The organism is Curtobacterium phoenicis, from assembly GCF_047238015.1.
Taxonomy (GTDB): Bacteria; Actinomycetota; Actinomycetes; order Actinomycetales; family Microbacteriaceae; genus Curtobacterium.
The window spans coordinates 3435297-3450508 of sequence record NZ_JBDFLZ010000002.1; the positions used below are offsets into that span (position 1 = coordinate 3435297).

Below are 15212 nucleotides of genomic sequence, written 5' to 3' on the forward strand. Positions count from 1 at the left end.
CGACACCAGGACGCCTACGGTGTCGACATGCGACGCCGCTACGACCCGTCCGTCGACCGGTGGGTCCCGCTGCCCGTCGACGACGTCGCCGACCTCATCGCCGGCAGTCCCGCATGGCTGTCCGGCGGGGTCGCCCTCGATGTGTTGCTCGGGTACGAGTCCCGCGCGCACGGCGACGTCGACGTCAGCGTCACGACTGAGGACTTCCCCGACTTCGTCGCGACGCTGCCCGATTGGCTGCACTGCTCCGCAGCGCAGTCCGGACTGCTCACACCCCTCGACGAAGTGATCGGCGACGAGCCGGTCGTCAACGTCTGGTGTCGCGACGAACGGTCGGGATCCTGGTGCCTGCAGATCAACCTCGAGGTCGGTGACGAACACGTCTGGCGCTACCGTCGCGAGCCTTCGGTCGACCGAGTGTGGTCGTCAGCCGTCCTCGACGTCCAGGGCCTGCGGGTCGTGAGCCCCGAGGTGCAGCTGCTCTGGAAGTCGGCAGCTCCGCTCGCGAAGGACGACGCGGACCAGACGGCGGTGACCCCGCTGCTCGACGACGAGGCGCGTGGCTGGCTCGACACGGCGATCCGCCGCGCGCACCCGGACTCGCCCTGGCGCGGCGCGTTCCGCTGACGGTCGCTGTGCTTCGCGCTCGGACGGATCGCGAGAGGGGTGTCAGGCCTCGTCTGCGCCTGGGACATCAGGCCGGCCAGCGCCGACGGCACTGACGAGCATCCCCGTGCACACGATGAGCAGGCCACCGAGGATCATCGCCGCGCCCGGTACGGGACCGAGGACGAAGACCCCGGCGACACCCAGGACGGCGACTGACGGGCCGATGAGGTACGCGGCGAAAGCGGTCACCTGGGCGCTGCTGTTCCGTTCCACACCCAGACCCTACTGGCGCGATGCGGCCCGCAGGTTCGATGGTGCAACGCATCGGCCGGGAGGCGCGACCCGCCTTGCGGAGGCAGGTCGCGCCTCCAGGCCGGTCACCGCGACAGCGGTCGGTGCGCGACCGCAGACTGCCGCGACCCGCCTACCCCAGTGGCTCGACCCCGTAGCTCGTGACCACGGCACGCAGCTCGTCCAGGTAGGTCTGCGCCTGCACCGTGAGGGGGACCGAGGCGTGCGCGATCCAGCCGATCTCGATGCGCTCGTCGACGTCGAGGGGGATGGCGACGATCTCGGGGTCGAGGTCGTCGCTGATCAGGCCGGTCGAGATCGTGTAGCCGCCGAGGCCGATCATGAGGTTGAAGATCGTCGCCCGGTCCGACACCCGGATCTCGCGCTTGCTCGACATCGTGGAGAGGATCTCCTCGGCAAGGTAGAAGGAGTTGTTCGCGCCCTGGTCGAACGTGAGCCGGGGCAGGTCGGCGAGGTCCTCGAGGGTGGCGCGCTCACGGGCAGCGATCGGGTTCCGGCGGGCCACGAAGATGTGCGGCTGCGCGACGAACAGCGGGGTGAACACGACGCCGGCGTCCCGGAAGAGCTTGCCGAGAACCTGCCGGTTGAAGTCGTTGCGGTAGAGGATGCCCACTTCACTGCGGAGGGTCCGGACGTCCTCGATGATGTCCCACGTGCGCGTCTCACGGAGGGAGAACTCGTACTCCTCCGCGGCAGCGGCCTCGACCATGCGGACGAAGGCCTCGACCGCGAACGAGTAGTGCTGCGCGGACACCCCCAGCAGCCGGCGCGATGCCTGCCGGCCGACGTAGCGCTGCTCGAGGAGGGACACCTGCTCGACGACCTGCCGGGCGTAGCCGAGGAACTCGACACCGTCGACGGTGAGCACCACGCCACGGGCCGACCGGGTGAAGAGCGGACGGCCGATGCGCGTCTCGAGGTCCTTCATCGCTGCGGACATTGTCGGCTGCGACACGTAGAGCAGGTCGGCGGCTGCGCTGATGGAGCCCTCGGACGCGACCTCGATGAAGTAGCGCAGCTGCTGGAGGGTGATGTCGTTCGCAACCCGGGCCATAGGCAGAGGCTATACCGCCGCATAGCGTCTCCGTATTACCTGATGACCCGTGGTTCCGGTCATGATCGAGGAGCCCCTTCCCAGTGCCTCCGGGCCGCTCAGCAGACGGATGGCTCCCATGACGGACGACCTCACCTTCAGCATCACCAGGACCCGGTTCGACGAGGACTACTCCCCCTCCGACAGCTCCCGGTTGACGACGAACTTCGCGAACCTCGCGCGCGGTGAACGGCGGCAGGAGAACCTCCGCAACGCGCTCGGGATGATCGACGGGCGGCTGAACGAGCTGGCCGGCGCCGCTGGGTCGTCTGCGGTGTCGAGCGCGACCAGTGACCGGTACCGTGCCGAGCTCGACATCGTGTCGGTGTCGATGGAGTTCTCGGACGACGGCTCCGACGAGCGGTTCCCGCTGCTCGAGATGCTCGACGTCACGATCGTCGACCAGCACACCGGCGAGCGCCACCGCGGCATCCTCGGCAACAACTTCTCGTCGTACCTCCGCGACTACGACTTCTCGGTCCTGCTGCCGTCACTGCCCGCGCTGCCGTCCGACTTCGGGCAGCTGCACGGCGCGCTCTTCCAGCGGTTCCTCGCGTCGTCGGCGTTCCACGACGAGTTCGACGCCGAACCCGTCGTCTGCATCAGCGTCTCGACGAGCCAGACCTACCGGCAGACCGGATACGTCCACCCCGTCCTCGGCGCGGAGTACGCGCACGAGCACTCGTCGCTCACCGACGACTACTTCGGTCGGATGGGCATGCAGGTGCGCTACTTCCAGCCCGCAGGTGGGGCAGCTCCGCTCGCGTTCTACTCGCGCGCTGACGTCTCCGTGGACTACTCGGACCTGCAGCTCATCGGCACCATCGCCACGATGGAGACGTTCCAGAAGATCTACCGCCCGGAGATCTACGCCGCGAACACCCCGGCAGGCAGCGTCTTCGAGCCGACCCTCGAGCACACGGACTTCACCGTGCCGCCGGTCACGTACGACCGTGAGGAGCGCAGCCGCCTCGGCGTCACCCAGGGCCGGTGGACCGAGGAGCACCTCGTGACACCGCACCACGCGCTGCTCGCCCGCTTCGCCGCCGACGCCACCGTCGCCCTCTGACCCGCATCCCGCATCCCTCCCGACAGGACCCGCACCCGCATGACGTCGCTCCTCCCCACCTCCATCGTCGGCAGCCTGCCGAAGCCGTCCTGGCTCGCCGAGCCCGAGAAGCTCTGGTCCCCCTGGCTGCTGGAGGGCGACGCCCTCGCCGAGGGCAAGCAGGACGCGCTCCGCGCCGCGGTGCACGAGCAGGAGCAACGCGGCATCGACATCGTCAGCGACGGGGAGCAGACCCGGCAGCACTTCGTGACGACGTTCATCGAGCACCTGGACGGCATCGACCAGCAGCGCAAGGAGACCGTCCGGATCCGCGACCGCTACGACGCGGCGGTCCCCACGGTCGTCGGCGCGGTGAGCCGCCCGAAGTCGGTCTTCGTGGACGACGCCAGGTTCCTGCGCGCCCAGACCGACCGGCCGATCAAGTGGGCGCTCCCCGGTCCGATGACCATGATCGACACCCTGTCCGACCAGCACTACAGGTCGCGCGAGAAGCTGGCGTGGGAGTTCGCCACGATCCTCAACCAGGAGGCACTGGAGCTCCAGGCCGCCGGCGTCGACGTCATCCAGTTCGACGAGCCCGCCTTCACCGTCTTCCACGACGAGGTGCAGGACTGGGGCGTCGCCGCACTCGAGCGCGCTGCCGATGGCCTGCACTCCGCCGAGACCGCCGTGCACATCTGCTACGGCTACGGCATCGAGGCGAACAACAAGTGGAAGCAGACGCTCGGTGCCGAGTGGCGGCAGTACGAGCAGTCCTTCCCGCTCCTGCAGCAGTCGTCGATCGACATCGTCTCGCTCGAGTGCATCCACTCCCACGTGCCGCTCGACCTCGTGGAGCTCATCCGGGGCAAGAAGGTGATGCTCGGTGCGATCGACGTCGCGACCGAGGCCGTCGAGACCCCGGAGGAGGTCGCCGAGGTGCTGCGACGGGCGCTCGAGTTCGTCGACGCGGACAAGCTCATCCCGAGCTCGAACTGCGGGATGGCGCCGCTGGCGCGGGGTACGGCGTTGCAGAAGCTCAGCGCTCTGTCCGCGGGTGCGGACATCGTGCGGGCCGAGCTCGTCGGCGCAGCCGTGCCGGCCGGCCGCTAGTCCGTCGCGGCGCGGCGCTCGTCGCGTTGGCCGCGGGTCGGCTTGCAGAGCGGCCTGGAGGCTCGGCTGGCGTCCGGTGATCATGTCGCTCTGGTGGCGGGGTCACCCTCGACCGCGCGCGGTCGACCGTTCACGACGGCGAGCGACGAACCACGTTGCGGGTCCGACGATCGGAACGAAGAGGATGACGAGCGCCCAGGCGAGCGGACGCCAGCTCGGCGCCGCCCCGGAGAGCAGCAGCGAGATGAAGGCGGCAAGCGCCAGGACCAGCGCTCCCACCGACACTGCCATCAGGGCACCGTCGAGCGATGTCGGGACGAATGGGTTCATGGCTCACTCCTCAGCCTCGTGCTCTTGTTCGATGAGCGCCGCGGCGATGGTGTCGGCCGCGTGCGGAGCCTTCGCCAATGCGTGCACCACCGCGGTGATCCCTGCTGCGTCGGCGATCGCCGATCCCGCGGCTCGAACCTCGCCGTTGATCCAGGTCGATGCTCCTTCCCGCTGCCAGCTCACCGTCCGTAATCGGCTTGCGCCGGGTTGCAGTGCCCACTCGGCGTAGCGACAAAGATCCTCGAACGTCGACCAGACGCCGCCCGCGGCCGCGAACGACGACGCTCCGAGCGCCCAGGGTTTGATGGCACGACCGAAGAACTTCGGCATGACGCGCATTCCGGGTTCCGGCACGAGCGTCGCGGACCTGACGCCCGCAGGCTCGAGGACCTCCTGCCGGACAGCGGCGAACCAGTCGCCGTGCACACGGTCGAGAACTGCACCGAGGAGTGCGTATCCGAGGTTCGAGTACACGTACCGGCCTCGTGGCGTCACCGGTACGGCAGTCGACAGGTCGAGCGGCACACCGACGGCCTCCCGGTACGGGTCACCGAACAGGCACTCTGGCATCGTCGGCGGGAGCCGTGGCAGCCCGGAAGTGTGCCGGATGAGATCGGCTACGGTCATCTCAGCGTCAGGCACGCCAGGGAGGTAGTGCACGACTGGGCGCTCGATGTCGAGCGCCTGGCAGGCGGTCGTGCCAACGAGTCCCTTCGTGATGCTCCCCCACTCGAGCAGCGGGGCCGCCGCGTAGGGCCCGCGGGGCTCACGGACGACGCGCCAGCCGCCTGCTGCACGAATGCTCGCACGCCAGTGCCCGGGGGTCTCAAGCGCGTTCCGCACCGCGTTCCTCCTCTTGCTTACGTGTTGCCCATCGGGCGACGACACCGGACCAGAGTGAACGAGCTCGCGTCCGGAGACTCTCGACATGGGCGTTCACGAACAGGAGATCGAACGCAGCCATCACGAGAGCGAACGATGTCAGGCCCATCAGCAGCGCGATCGCCAGGTGGAATGTGAGCATCGCCGCGACAGCCACGGGCCGCCCTGCTCGGAAGAGCACGAGGACGGGGAAGAACACCGATGTCAGGACGGTCAGGTAGGCGCCGATCACCATCAACCAGTCGGACTGCACGAGCAACGGGGTGACGCCCGGAAGATAGAACTCCGGGACGCTGAGGATGTAGTAGAGCGCAGTCCCGTCTTGCCAGAGCTCGCCCTGCACTTTGTACAAGCCCGCCATGAGGTAGACGACCGACACCTGTGTCACCAGGAGCAGCAGCCCGGTGTTGCTGAGGAGCGACGCGAATTGCCCCGCCTCACGCTGTCGACGCCGCCTCACGATCGTGAAAGCGGAGTAACACCTCGTCAGCAAGAGGAAGAGGACTGCTGTCGCCGCCAGCGCATCTCCACCGTCCATGAGCGCCGGATTCGCCATGTAGAGCGACCAAAGAAGCACGTAGTGAAGCGCAAGCACCGGACGTCCGCCGAGTCCCAGCATCACGAGTACGGCGACCGCGAGCCCGACCTGGAAGATGATCTCGAAGAGGACCTCCGAATCGGACAGAGCATAGAGACTCCAGGTCCCGATGCTCGCGGTGTACTCGCGGATGCCGTCGGTTCCGTAGACACCGTCCGGGCCGAAGAACGTCGACCGCCCTGCGTACTGCCTGACGTACAGCGCGACCGACACGACTCCTACCACCGTCCGCAGCAAGCTCAGCGCGGTGGTGGCACGAGGCCCGTCCACCATCCAGTCGGCAACAGCGCCAACCCGACGACGGAGCACGGGAATCACAGGGCGATCCATTCGGAATCCGTTGTCCTGGGATCGACCCGCGTCGAGTTCTCGTTGCGCTTCGACCACGGTGCGAGTGGCTGGACGACGTACCGGAGTTGGACGGCGGATGCTTCCTCACCAGGCCCCGGCGATGGGCAGCGGATGAGGTGCGCCGCGTAACGAGCCAGAACCCGCTCCGCACGGCGTTGCGCCCGGTCGTCGGTGGGCGCGAGGTTCTCCTTTCCGTTGGCCTCGAGCCGCTTGCCGATGTCGTCCCGCGCGAATCGTTCGACCAGTGCGTTGCTCACGATCCGGCTCTCGCGGTCAGGGAAGAGCCGGGATGATTGGGTCCGTGCGATCGCAGACGACGAGATGTCCATCCAATCCGTCTCCTCGCTGCTTGAGCAGCGGATCCGAGCAACAACGCCGCGCTCGTCGCTGATCGGGTCAGGTGCGAAGAGCTGCCAATTCTGCGAGATGTGCGGGTTGAGGAGCGACGCAATCGGACCGACGTCGAACTTGATCGGCGTCACCGGACCGGCGAGGACGACGGCACACGCGCCGAACGTCCCCGTGACGAACAAGCCCACCGCAGCCATGAAGGCCTTCTGCATGGTTCCCCCTGTGGGAAGGGGCCCGCCGAGGCAGGTCCCTTCGAGATAGTCAGCGATCGAAGTAGGCCGACTCGAGCTCAGTCGAGCCTTGAGGTGCCTCGGCGGCGAACCCGAGGACGCTCGCAAGGCGTGCGACATTCCCAGCGGCCTGCGGCGCCGAGGCCGCCTTGAAGCCTGCAGCGAGAGCCTTCGCCACACCGACCACCCCGCGCTGTTCCGGCTCACCGGCGGACGACGTCGATCCGCCCTTCGCCACGACAGTGGCCATCGCGCTGGCCTGCTCGTACGATCCCGAGGCTGCGTTCGCAGGGGCGGCGAGGAAGGCGGCTCCGCCGATCGCCACGGCCGCAGCGGAAACGGCGAACTTCGTCCTGAACTTCATCTTCGAACTCCAATCTGTTGGTTGGAATACTTGTGTACCAGTTGAAGACAAAGAGGTCTACCTCGCGAACGCGATGACAACCAATGCCTCCGGGCTGGCGGCAGCCAAGGCTTCTGAAGATGGCGGCCTCGACGTCATCCAGTTTGACGAGCCGACGTTCACGGTCTTCCACGACGAGGTACAGGACTGGGGCGTCGCCGCACTCGAGCGCGCCGCCGAGAGCCAGCACACCGCCTAGACCGCCGTTCACATCTGCTACGGCTACGGCATCGAGGCGCGAGCTTGCCTCGCGATGCGGCCTGGAGGCGCGGCTGACGTCCGCCAGTGACCTGGTCGCGACCAGCACGACGGACCGGGAGGCGCGGTCCTGGTCAGACCGCGCCTCCCGTCCGTCACTGCTGCCAGCGTGGCGCTGGCGGCTCAGGGGCGGAAGACCGCCCGGACACATCCGTCGGTCTTCTCCTTGAACATCGCGTACCCCGCCGGCCCCTCCTCGAGCGGCATGACGTGCGTCGCGAGGTGCTCGGTGACGCTCTCGTCCCGCGCCATCCGCCCGAGGAGCATCGGGATGTACCGGTGCCCGTGCTGCTGGGCGGAGCGGATGGTGAGGCCCTTGTTCATCACCGCCCCGAGCGGGAACTTGTCGACGAAGCCGCCGAACACGCCCAGCACGAAGAGACTGCCGCCCTTGCGCGCGGCGAAGACCGCCTCCCGGACGGCCGTCGGCCGGTCCGTCTGGAGCCGGAGCTGCTGCTTCAGCTGGTCGTAGGCGAAGTCCGGGCCGTCGCGGTGCGCCTCCATCCCGACCGCCTCGATGCACACGTCCGGGCCGCGACCACCGGTGAGCTCGCGGAGCTCGGCCGTCACCTCGCTCGTCTCGTAGTTCATGGTCTCCGCACCGATGACCTGCTCGACCTGTGCCAGTCGCTCCTGGAAGCGGTCACCGCTGCCGGCCTCGTCTGACGGCGCAGGAAGGAACCGTGATGTCCCATCTCTCGGTGAAAGCCGGTGTCGCCGGCATCGTCGGCCTCGTCATCGCGTCCGCCGCCGTGGTCCTCGGCGTGCCCGACCTGGCACTCCTCCTCGGCTGGGTGGTCGCCGCCGCGGTCTTCCTGGCCTAGGCGTGGTCGCGAGCCTGGCCCGCCGACCCCGACACCACCCGGTCACTCGCGCGGCACGAGGAGCAGTCGAGGAAGCTCGTCGACTCGCTCATCATCACCGCCACCCTGCTCAGCGTGGTGCTCGTGATCCTCGGGCTCGTTCGCAGCCAGCAGAAGGACCCCGTCGGTTCTGCGGCCGCGATCCTCGCGGTCGTCGGGGTCGTGGCCGCCTGGGCGCTCATCAACACCGTCTTCGCCTTCAAGTACGCGCGGATGTACTACATCGACGACCGGCACCGCTTCGACTTCGACCAGGACGAGGAACCGGCGTACAGCGACTTCGCGTTCACGGCCTTCTCGATCGGGATGTCGTACAGCGCGAGCAGCATCACGAAGTCGTCCACCCCGTCGCGTCGGGTCGCGATGGGTCACGCGCTGCTGTCCTACTTCTTCGGGACCTTCGTGGTCGCGGTCGCCATCAACCTCGTCACGAGTCTCACGCGGAGCGGGTGATCCGGAACGTCGCGGGTGCGGCTGCGGCTCCTGCCGCACCCACGGACCGGCCTGGAGGCGCGGCTGCTGTCCGTCCTGTCCGTCGCGTTGCGAGCGGGCGCACGTCTCCGGCTCGCGGCTGCTGCCGGCGGTCCGTGCTCGGCGTCCGGCGGTCCGTGCTCAGCGGTCCGTGCTCAGCGGTCCGTGCTCAACGGTCCGTGCTCGGCGCTCCTCGCTCGGCGCCTGCGAAGCGTCAGGCGGACGGCGTTGACTGCGTCCATGATCTCGAAGAGCGACATCCACCAGATCGAGAGCGCGACCGTCCGCGACCGCGACGGCGCATCGGTCGGCAAGGTGACTCAGGTGTTCCCCTCCGACGAGGACGGCAGCGCCGCCTACGTCAGTGTGTCGACGGGCTTGCTCGGGCGGCACCACGCGCTCGTCCCGGTCGAGGATGCGACCTTCGACGGCACGGACCTGCACGTCGGGTACACGAAGGACGCGATCAAGGACGCGCCCTCCGCTGGGCCCGGACACACCCTGTCCCCTGCCGAGGTGAACGCCGTCCGCAAGCACTTCGGACTGTCGCCGGTCGGCAAAGCGACCGGCGACATGGGCGACCCGGACGAGAACCTCGACCAGGCCGGGACCGGTCTGCCGGGCACGGACGACACCGAGGGTGCGGGGACGACGCCGCCGGCGTGACGGGCGTCAGCACCCGCCTCCCCTCTGCACCCTGGCGTGCCGGCCGCCCATCGGCCAGCCGCCTGTCGGATGCTGCTCGATGCGCGCTTCCGGCACCGTGAGCGCACACCTCAGGCGGGCTGCGCTGCGAAGTGGACGACAGTTGCAGCGAGGGCGAACAGGGCGACGATGGTGAGGACCGCTGCCGCTCCGCACATCCATGCACGACGACGGGCACGCCGCCGGCGTTCAGCAAGCGACGCCCAGAGCGCGATGCTGACGACGGCCGCGATCGGGAAGCCGATGTAGGCGATCGTCCCGGCGGTGTCGTTGCAACCCCCGCCAGCACAGGCGTCGAAGGCCATCATCGAGAGCAGGACGCCGAACCAGCCGACAACGAGCATCGGCAGAGTCAGACCGAACAACGTCAGGGTGACTGCGAGATCCTGCCAACCTGCAGGAGTGTGGATCGAGAGCGTGTCGCGGTCAGGGCGCCCGAGCGAGAAGAGATCCTCCGCGTCGTCCCGCCTCATGGCGACAGTGTGCCGGACACTGTCCGCCGAGGCTCGCATCGACCCGTCAACGTGGCGGATCGTCCATCGAGACGGGTCCGTCGTCTTGGAACCGAAGGCCTGCACCCGGTGCCGGTTGTCTGGTTCACGACGGACACTGGCGCCTTCGGAAGCATCCCCGTGCATCCTCGTGTCGCAATTGACTTCGTGGACGATGACGAACCCGCCCAGTTCCTCGGCACAGTCGCTCAGATGGATCCGAGGCGGAACCTGCAGGCTGAGCAGTCCGAGTAGGCGATCGCGGAGCGGACATCGTCGTGACGGAAGACGCGCTGGCCAGAGCGCGGGCGTGGAACACTGCCGGAGTGATCAAGAGCATCCTGGTGGAGTTGAACATCCACGGACAGCGTGGCTCCTCAGCGAACGTGACAGAGCTCTTGGCCGTCACCCCCGATGAGCAGTACGAGATCGGTGACCCGAAGGGTGACGGTCCGCGAGTGTTCGACGTCTCCATCTGGAACTTGTTCAGCAACCACCACATCGACGAGATCCGCGCAGCGCACGGGCAGGACCCGTGGGGTCGGGTGCAATGGATCCTGCAGTTGCTGCCAGAGAACGCGGCAGATGTCTTCGCGACTCTTCGCGGCGATGGCTACGACGTCAGCTTGTCCGTGGTTCTCATCACCGACCACAAGGAGAACACCTTCACCGTGCCGGCGGAGACGTTGAGGCAAGTGGCTGCCGCAGGGCTCGACCTCGAACTGACGCCCGTATCGACCGAGCACGTGGACATCTCGTACGACGGAACGTGGTGAACCCTGGCGATGTCGGTGTCGACACGCGCGATCTTCCGCTCGTCGATCGGCTAACGAGATCCGTCTTCGGCTCGAGGGGCGCCCACACTTGGCCCGGCTCGAACGGGCTGCTTCCCTCTCTCAAACTCGGCCAGGCCCTGTGGGCGGGTGACTGGTTAGGGCAAGCCGGAAAGATTGCATGACCGCGGCCTCATGTTCGTGTCACGCGTCTCGTGAACCCAAGCTCCGCTACTGAGACTGATTGTCGCGCCCTCGGCGGATGCGCAGCCACAGCGCGACACCCGCGGCGTCGAGCACTATGAGAAGGACAATCGCTACGTGGGCACTCAGCCACAGCGCCGCATCATGCGGAAGCAATTGTGACGGCTCGAATGCCCCAGTCGCTTCCGAACGCTCTACCGCCTAGTCGTTGGCCGCTGAGTACAAGGCAAAGAAGTTCACGAACACCACGTTGAACATCGCCGCAAGCTCCCACATCATCACGACGAGGGCACGCGATTGGGCCGCGGGCGCTCTGACTTCGCTCATCCCGACACATTACGAGCGCGCGGTGGAGTCTCGGTCGCGGAGCGCTCAAATCGCGATGAACGTCCTCGAACGTTCTCTGCGCTTGCCACGACGGTGACCGGTACCGTCCACCCAAGGATCGTCAAACGAGATAGCGCGGCGAAGAGCGCGATAGTGCAGTCTGCCGGTCCGCGCCGAACGGCGCCCGCCAATTACGTACCGGTGAGGGCTTTGAGAAGGACGTAACCGGTCGCGGTCAGTAGGAGGAGACCCCCGAGGCCAGCGACCGGGTACAGGACGCCGCTCCTGCGAGTGTGGCTGCGGATGCCGGCGGCGCCGCAGGTGATCACGGCGCCGAACCCTCCGAAGAAAGTGAGGCCCATACCGCTGAACCAGCCGGCGTCACCGCCGCTGCAGTCTTCCTCACGGGCAACGCACGTGCTGTACGAGATGAGGCTCTCGTTGAGGATGAACCCGACGCAGCCGATGGCGATCAGCAATCCGATGATGATCACGACCCAGATGAGGGCGAGGTTCCAGTCCGCGGCGCGATTGCCGAGCGGCGCGCGTCGGATGCGGTCAGTCACCGGTCCACCCTTCATCTCGCTGTGTATCGATGCAACCAGCGGAAACAGGTGCCCACACTTGGCCCGGCTCGAACGGGCTGCCTCCCTCTCCCAAACTCGGCCGGGCCCTGTGGGCGGGTGACCGGCTAGGGCAAGCCAGGACGATGGTACTGCCGCGCCGACGCGGCCTGCGTCAACGTTCGGTAGAGGATCCTTCATCGGACGGAGCGACCAGTAGAGAATTGTCCGTCGGACGACGCTTCGATCGTCTGGCGCGTGTCGTCGGATGTCTGTGATCAGTCCTCTTCCCACGGCAGTGCCCCGGAGCCCACGCCGAGCAGCTGCTGGGCCACCGGCCGGAGTATCGATGCCAGTTCGGGGACGCGGTCCTCGGGGATGTGGTCGAGGAGGAGCCGGCGGACCTCTGCCACGTGGGAGGGTGCTGCGGCTTCCAGGACGCGACGTCCGTCAGCCGTCAGCGTCACGATGGTGATCCGCCCGTTCTCGGGATCGGGCTGACGTGACGTGAGGCCTCTGCTGTCGAGCTTGCTCACCGCATGGGAGAGCCGTGACAGCGAGCCGTTGGTCATGAAGGACAGTTCGGTCATCGGCCGGGCGTCCCTGGGGGCTTCGCTGAGCATCGCGAGGACGTAGTACTCGAACCGGGTCAGCCCGTGGTCGCGACGCAGCTGAGCGTCGGTCGCTGCCGGCAGCCGGTCCATCACTGCCAGGAGCGCCAGCCACACCGTCATCTCGTCGCGGTCGAGCCAGCCCTCACGTGTCATGGGGCGAGCCTCCACGAATTCACTTGAATGTTCAAGTTTGGCGCGCTACCGTATGGACAGTTGAAGGTTCAACCAAAGAAGGGTTCGTCATGCAGATCACCGTCACCGGCGCCACCGGGCACCTCGGGTCGCTCGTCGTCGAGCACCTACTCAAGAGGGGCGTCGCCGCGTCGGACATCGTCGCCACCGGCCGGAGCGTCGACGCACTCGCGGGCCTCGCGGACCGCGGTGTCCGCACCGTGCAGGCCGACTACGACGACGTCGCAAGCCTGCAGGCAGCGTTCGCGGGCACGGACACGCTCGTGCTCGTCTCCAGCAGCGTGGTCGGGCAGCGGGCGCGTCAGCACGGCAACGCGATCACCGCCGCGGCAGGAGCCGGCGTGACGCACGTCGTCTACACGAGCGCACCCCACGCGGACACCTCGACGCTGATCCTCGCGCCGGAGCACAAGGCCACCGAGGAACTGCTGCGCGACGCCCCGTTCGACGCGACCGTCCTGCGGAACAACTGGTACAACGAGAACTACGAGCAGGCGTTCGCTCAGGCGGCGCAGTCGGGTTCGTACCTCGCCAGCACCGGGGACGGCCGGGTCGCATCGGCTGCCCGCACGGACTTCGCCGAAGCGGCCGCCATCGTCGCCGCGACCGACCGTCACCGCGGCGAGACCCTCGAGCTCGCCGGTGACACGGCGTGGGACGGCGCCGCGTTCGCCGACACCGCCAGCGACGTCCTCGGGCGCCCGGTCGCGTTCCGGCCGGTCGACAGTGCAACCCACCAGCAGATCCTCCTCAGTGCCGGCCTCGACGAGGGAACCGTGGGCTTCCTCGTGGCACTCGACGCGAACATCGCGCAGGGACTCCTCGACGGGCCCTCGACGGTCCTGTCCGATCTGCTCGGACGACCGACCACCCCGCTCCGGGACACCATGAAGGTCTGGGCGGACCGCTCGGGAACAGCCACCCCGTAGGTCATTCCGGAAGCGCCGCGCGCGTCTCGACCTGACCACGGTCAGACACGCGCGGCGTCAGCGACGGAATCTTCGCACTCCGCTGGCCGCGACAACTCCGTCTTTGGCGGAACGGGCGGTACCTCACGCAATGGTGGTGCCGCCGTCCACGGCCATGATGGTGCCGGTGACGTAGCTTGCATCGACGAGGTACGCGATCGCCTTCGCGACGTCGAGAGCGGTGCCGACCCTGCCGAGCGGCACCCGCTGGGCAGCGTCCTCGAACTGCGCGCGCCGGCGATCCTCGGGGAGGAAGTTCCACCAGTCGGTGTCGATGAGCCCGGGGGAGACGGCGTTCACCCGCACGGGCGCGAGCTCCGCGGCGAGCGGGGACACGACGCGCTCGATCGCACCGTTCGCGGCACTGAAGGCCACCGTGCCGGGCACGGCCGCTCGTGCACCGGAGGCGGAGATCATCGTGACGGACTCGGTCACCTCCGCATCACGGACGGCGAAGAGGTACGGCAAGAGCTTTGCCGTGACGGCCGTCTCGACGTCGCCGAAGTCGACCTGCTTGAGCGGCCCGACGCCGACGGCTCCGGGGCTGAACGCGAGCACCAGGTGGTCGACCGGACCGAACGACGCCAGGAACGACGACACGGCGGCGCGGTCAGTGCCGTCGAGAGCCACGGCACCAGCGAAACGCTCACGAGCCCGCTCGAGCTTCTGCGGATCCCGTCCCGTGACCGTGACCTCGATGCCCTGCTCGGCCAACAGTTCCGCGGCCGCGAGCCCGATACCCGCAGTCCCGCCCATGATCAGTGCACGCATGACCGCTCCTCCTTCAATAACAAGACGATTCGACTCGGAACTGTATCAGAGACGGAACGTCCCGTATCGTGAGGGCATGGACAGCACAGCGAAGCGACCGCCGGGCCGACCCCGCAGCGCTGCATCGCACCAGGCGATCCTCGTGGCGGCGGAGAACCTGCTCGTCGAGTGCGGGTACGCGTCCGTGACGATCGACGGGATCGCTGCACGAGCGGGAGTGGGTAAGCAGACCATCTACCGGTGGTGGCCGACCAAGGCCGACGTGATCCTGGAGGTGACCGCAGGCCGGGACGAGTTCGCGGTGCCGGTCGAGGATCTCGGAAGCTACGCGAAGGACCTCCGGATGTTCCTCACCAGGGCGTTCACGATGGCCAGCGGCGTCCACACCGCGGAACTGCTCCGTGGCCTCATGGTCGAGTCGCAACTTCGGGCCGACTTCGGCGAACGGTTCCGCACCACGTTTTTGGAGCCGCGCCGCGACGCGTTCGCCGAGATCGTACTGCGAGCGGGAGCGCGCGGTGACCCTCCTCAGGGCCTCTCCCCGGACACCGCATCGGACATCGTGTTCGGCACGCTCTGGTACCGACTCCTCACCGCGCGGCAGGAGGTCAGTATGGAACTGATCGACGACCTCGTCCGCGTACTCTCCTAACGCGCGACCGAGCCCAACCCGGTAACGGTCGTCGATCCTG

General features: G+C 67.7%; 20 protein-coding genes and 2 pseudogenes. 10 read left to right on the forward strand and 12 right to left on the reverse strand.

Features of this window, described 5'->3' with window-relative positions; genetic code table 11:
* The first annotated feature begins 27 nt into the window (after positions 1-27).
* Positions 28-627 (forward strand): nucleotidyltransferase domain-containing protein, encoded by a 600-nt coding sequence (locus ABC270_RS16450; protein WP_412881801.1) that lies wholly within the window; start codon positions 28-30, stop codon positions 625-627.
* Positions 628-669: 42 nt separating this feature from the next.
* Here the strand turns inward: ABC270_RS16450 and ABC270_RS16455 are convergent, their stop codons facing one another.
* Positions 670-882 carry a hypothetical protein gene (locus ABC270_RS16455; protein WP_412881802.1) on the reverse strand — a complete coding sequence of 71 codons (213 nt, stop codon included), beginning with the start codon at positions 880-882 and terminating at the stop codon, positions 670-672.
* Positions 883-1033: 151 nt separating this feature from the next.
* Positions 1034-1975, reverse strand: a complete 942-nt coding sequence (locus ABC270_RS16460; protein WP_412881803.1) for a LysR family transcriptional regulator — start codon at positions 1973-1975, stop codon at positions 1034-1036.
* A 118-nt stretch (positions 1976-2093) separates the two neighbouring features.
* Between ABC270_RS16460 and ABC270_RS16465 the strand changes: the two genes are divergently transcribed.
* Positions 2094-3083 carry a putative oxygenase MesX gene (locus ABC270_RS16465; protein ID WP_412881804.1) on the forward strand — a complete coding sequence of 330 codons (990 nt, stop codon included), beginning with the start codon at positions 2094-2096 and terminating at the stop codon, positions 3081-3083.
* 39 nt (positions 3084-3122) lie between these two features.
* Positions 3123-4175: a methionine synthase gene (locus ABC270_RS16470; RefSeq protein ID WP_412881805.1), complete on the forward strand. Its 1053-nt coding sequence runs from the start codon at positions 3123-3125 to the stop codon at positions 4173-4175.
* Positions 4176-4277: 102 nt separating this feature from the next.
* On the opposite strand, the gene ABC270_RS16475 is transcribed toward ABC270_RS16470, so the two are convergent.
* The 4 genes from ABC270_RS16475 to ABC270_RS16490 are packed head-to-tail and all read right to left on the reverse strand — an operon-like array spanning position 4278 to position 6899.
* Complete coding sequence (locus tag ABC270_RS16475; protein ID WP_412881806.1) at positions 4278-4505, reverse strand: PLD nuclease N-terminal domain-containing protein; 228 nt, start codon at positions 4503-4505, stop codon at positions 4278-4280.
* Between the two features lie 3 nt (positions 4506-4508).
* Positions 4509-5393 (reverse strand): serine hydrolase domain-containing protein, encoded by an 885-nt coding sequence (locus ABC270_RS16480; RefSeq protein ID WP_412881807.1) that lies wholly within the window; start codon positions 5391-5393, stop codon positions 4509-4511.
* Positions 5332-6303, reverse strand: a complete 972-nt coding sequence (locus ABC270_RS16485; RefSeq protein ID WP_412881808.1) for an HTTM domain-containing protein — start codon at positions 6301-6303, stop codon at positions 5332-5334. The genes ABC270_RS16480 and ABC270_RS16485 overlap by 62 nt, the downstream gene beginning before the upstream one ends.
* Positions 6300-6899 carry a DUF5819 family protein gene (locus ABC270_RS16490; RefSeq protein ID WP_412881809.1) on the reverse strand — a complete coding sequence of 200 codons (600 nt, stop codon included), beginning with the start codon at positions 6897-6899 and terminating at the stop codon, positions 6300-6302. The genes ABC270_RS16485 and ABC270_RS16490 overlap by 4 nt, the downstream gene beginning before the upstream one ends.
* A 485-nt stretch (positions 6900-7384) precedes the next feature.
* Here ABC270_RS16490 and ABC270_RS16495 point away from each other — a divergent pair.
* Positions 7385-7516 (forward strand): annotated as a pseudogene (locus tag ABC270_RS16495) (methionine synthase); the annotation flags it as partial.
* Positions 7517-7701: 185 nt separating this feature from the next.
* Here ABC270_RS16495 and ABC270_RS16500 read toward each other — a convergent pair.
* Positions 7702-8169, reverse strand: a complete 468-nt coding sequence (locus ABC270_RS16500; protein WP_412881810.1) for an MDR/zinc-dependent alcohol dehydrogenase-like family protein — start codon at positions 8167-8169, stop codon at positions 7702-7704.
* 95 nt (positions 8170-8264) lie between these two features.
* Here ABC270_RS16500 and ABC270_RS16505 point away from each other — a divergent pair, with 95 nt between their 5' ends.
* The 3 genes and pseudogenes from ABC270_RS16505 to ABC270_RS16515 all read left to right on the forward strand — a co-directional run bounded on the left by ABC270_RS16505 (position 8265) and on the right by ABC270_RS16515 (position 9578).
* Positions 8265-8402, forward strand: a complete 138-nt coding sequence (locus ABC270_RS16505; RefSeq protein WP_412881811.1) for a hypothetical protein — start codon at positions 8265-8267, stop codon at positions 8400-8402.
* A gap of 12 nt (positions 8403-8414) precedes the next feature.
* Positions 8415-8894: pseudogene (locus ABC270_RS16510) on the forward strand (DUF1345 domain-containing protein); the annotation flags it as partial.
* Between the two features lie 258 nt (positions 8895-9152).
* Entirely contained in the window at positions 9153-9578 is a 426-nt protein-coding gene (locus tag ABC270_RS16515) for a PRC-barrel domain-containing protein (RefSeq protein WP_412881812.1), read from the forward strand.
* Between the two features lie 110 nt (positions 9579-9688).
* Here ABC270_RS16515 and ABC270_RS16520 read toward each other — a convergent pair whose 3' ends face one another.
* The gene (locus ABC270_RS16520; RefSeq protein ID WP_412881813.1) at positions 9689-10090 is read right to left on the reverse strand and encodes a hypothetical protein; all 402 of its coding nucleotides are present in this window, start codon (positions 10088-10090) and stop codon (positions 9689-9691) included.
* Positions 10091-10434: 344 nt separating this feature from the next.
* Here ABC270_RS16520 and ABC270_RS16525 point away from each other — a divergent pair, with 344 nt between their 5' ends.
* Positions 10435-10884: a DUF4279 domain-containing protein gene (locus ABC270_RS16525; protein ID WP_412881814.1), complete on the forward strand. Its 450-nt coding sequence runs from the start codon at positions 10435-10437 to the stop codon at positions 10882-10884.
* Between the two features lie 402 nt (positions 10885-11286).
* Here ABC270_RS16525 and ABC270_RS16530 read toward each other — a convergent pair whose 3' ends face one another.
* The 3 genes from ABC270_RS16530 to ABC270_RS16540 form a co-directional block, all read right to left on the reverse strand.
* The gene (locus tag ABC270_RS16530; RefSeq protein ID WP_412881815.1) at positions 11287-11412 is read right to left on the reverse strand and encodes a hypothetical protein; all 126 of its coding nucleotides are present in this window, start codon (positions 11410-11412) and stop codon (positions 11287-11289) included.
* Positions 11413-11603: 191 nt separating this feature from the next.
* Entirely contained in the window at positions 11604-11978 is a 375-nt protein-coding gene (locus ABC270_RS16535) for a hypothetical protein (protein WP_412881816.1), read from the reverse strand.
* Positions 11979-12253: 275 nt separating this feature from the next.
* Positions 12254-12742, reverse strand: a complete 489-nt coding sequence (locus tag ABC270_RS16540) for a MarR family winged helix-turn-helix transcriptional regulator (RefSeq protein ID WP_412881817.1) — start codon at positions 12740-12742, stop codon at positions 12254-12256.
* 89 nt (positions 12743-12831) lie between these two features.
* Between ABC270_RS16540 and ABC270_RS16545 the strand changes: the two genes are divergently transcribed.
* Positions 12832-13710: an NmrA family NAD(P)-binding protein gene (locus ABC270_RS16545; RefSeq protein WP_412881818.1), complete on the forward strand. Its 879-nt coding sequence runs from the start codon at positions 12832-12834 to the stop codon at positions 13708-13710.
* 123 nt (positions 13711-13833) lie between these two features.
* Here ABC270_RS16545 and ABC270_RS16550 read toward each other — a convergent pair whose 3' ends face one another.
* The gene (locus ABC270_RS16550; protein ID WP_412881819.1) at positions 13834-14520 is read right to left on the reverse strand and encodes an SDR family oxidoreductase; all 687 of its coding nucleotides are present in this window, start codon (positions 14518-14520) and stop codon (positions 13834-13836) included.
* Between the two features lie 76 nt (positions 14521-14596).
* Here ABC270_RS16550 and ABC270_RS16555 point away from each other — a divergent pair, with 76 nt between their 5' ends.
* A complete protein-coding gene (locus ABC270_RS16555) occupies positions 14597-15172 on the forward strand; it encodes a TetR/AcrR family transcriptional regulator (RefSeq protein WP_412881820.1) in 576 nt (191 codons plus the stop codon).
* Positions 15173-15212 lie beyond the last annotated feature (40 nt).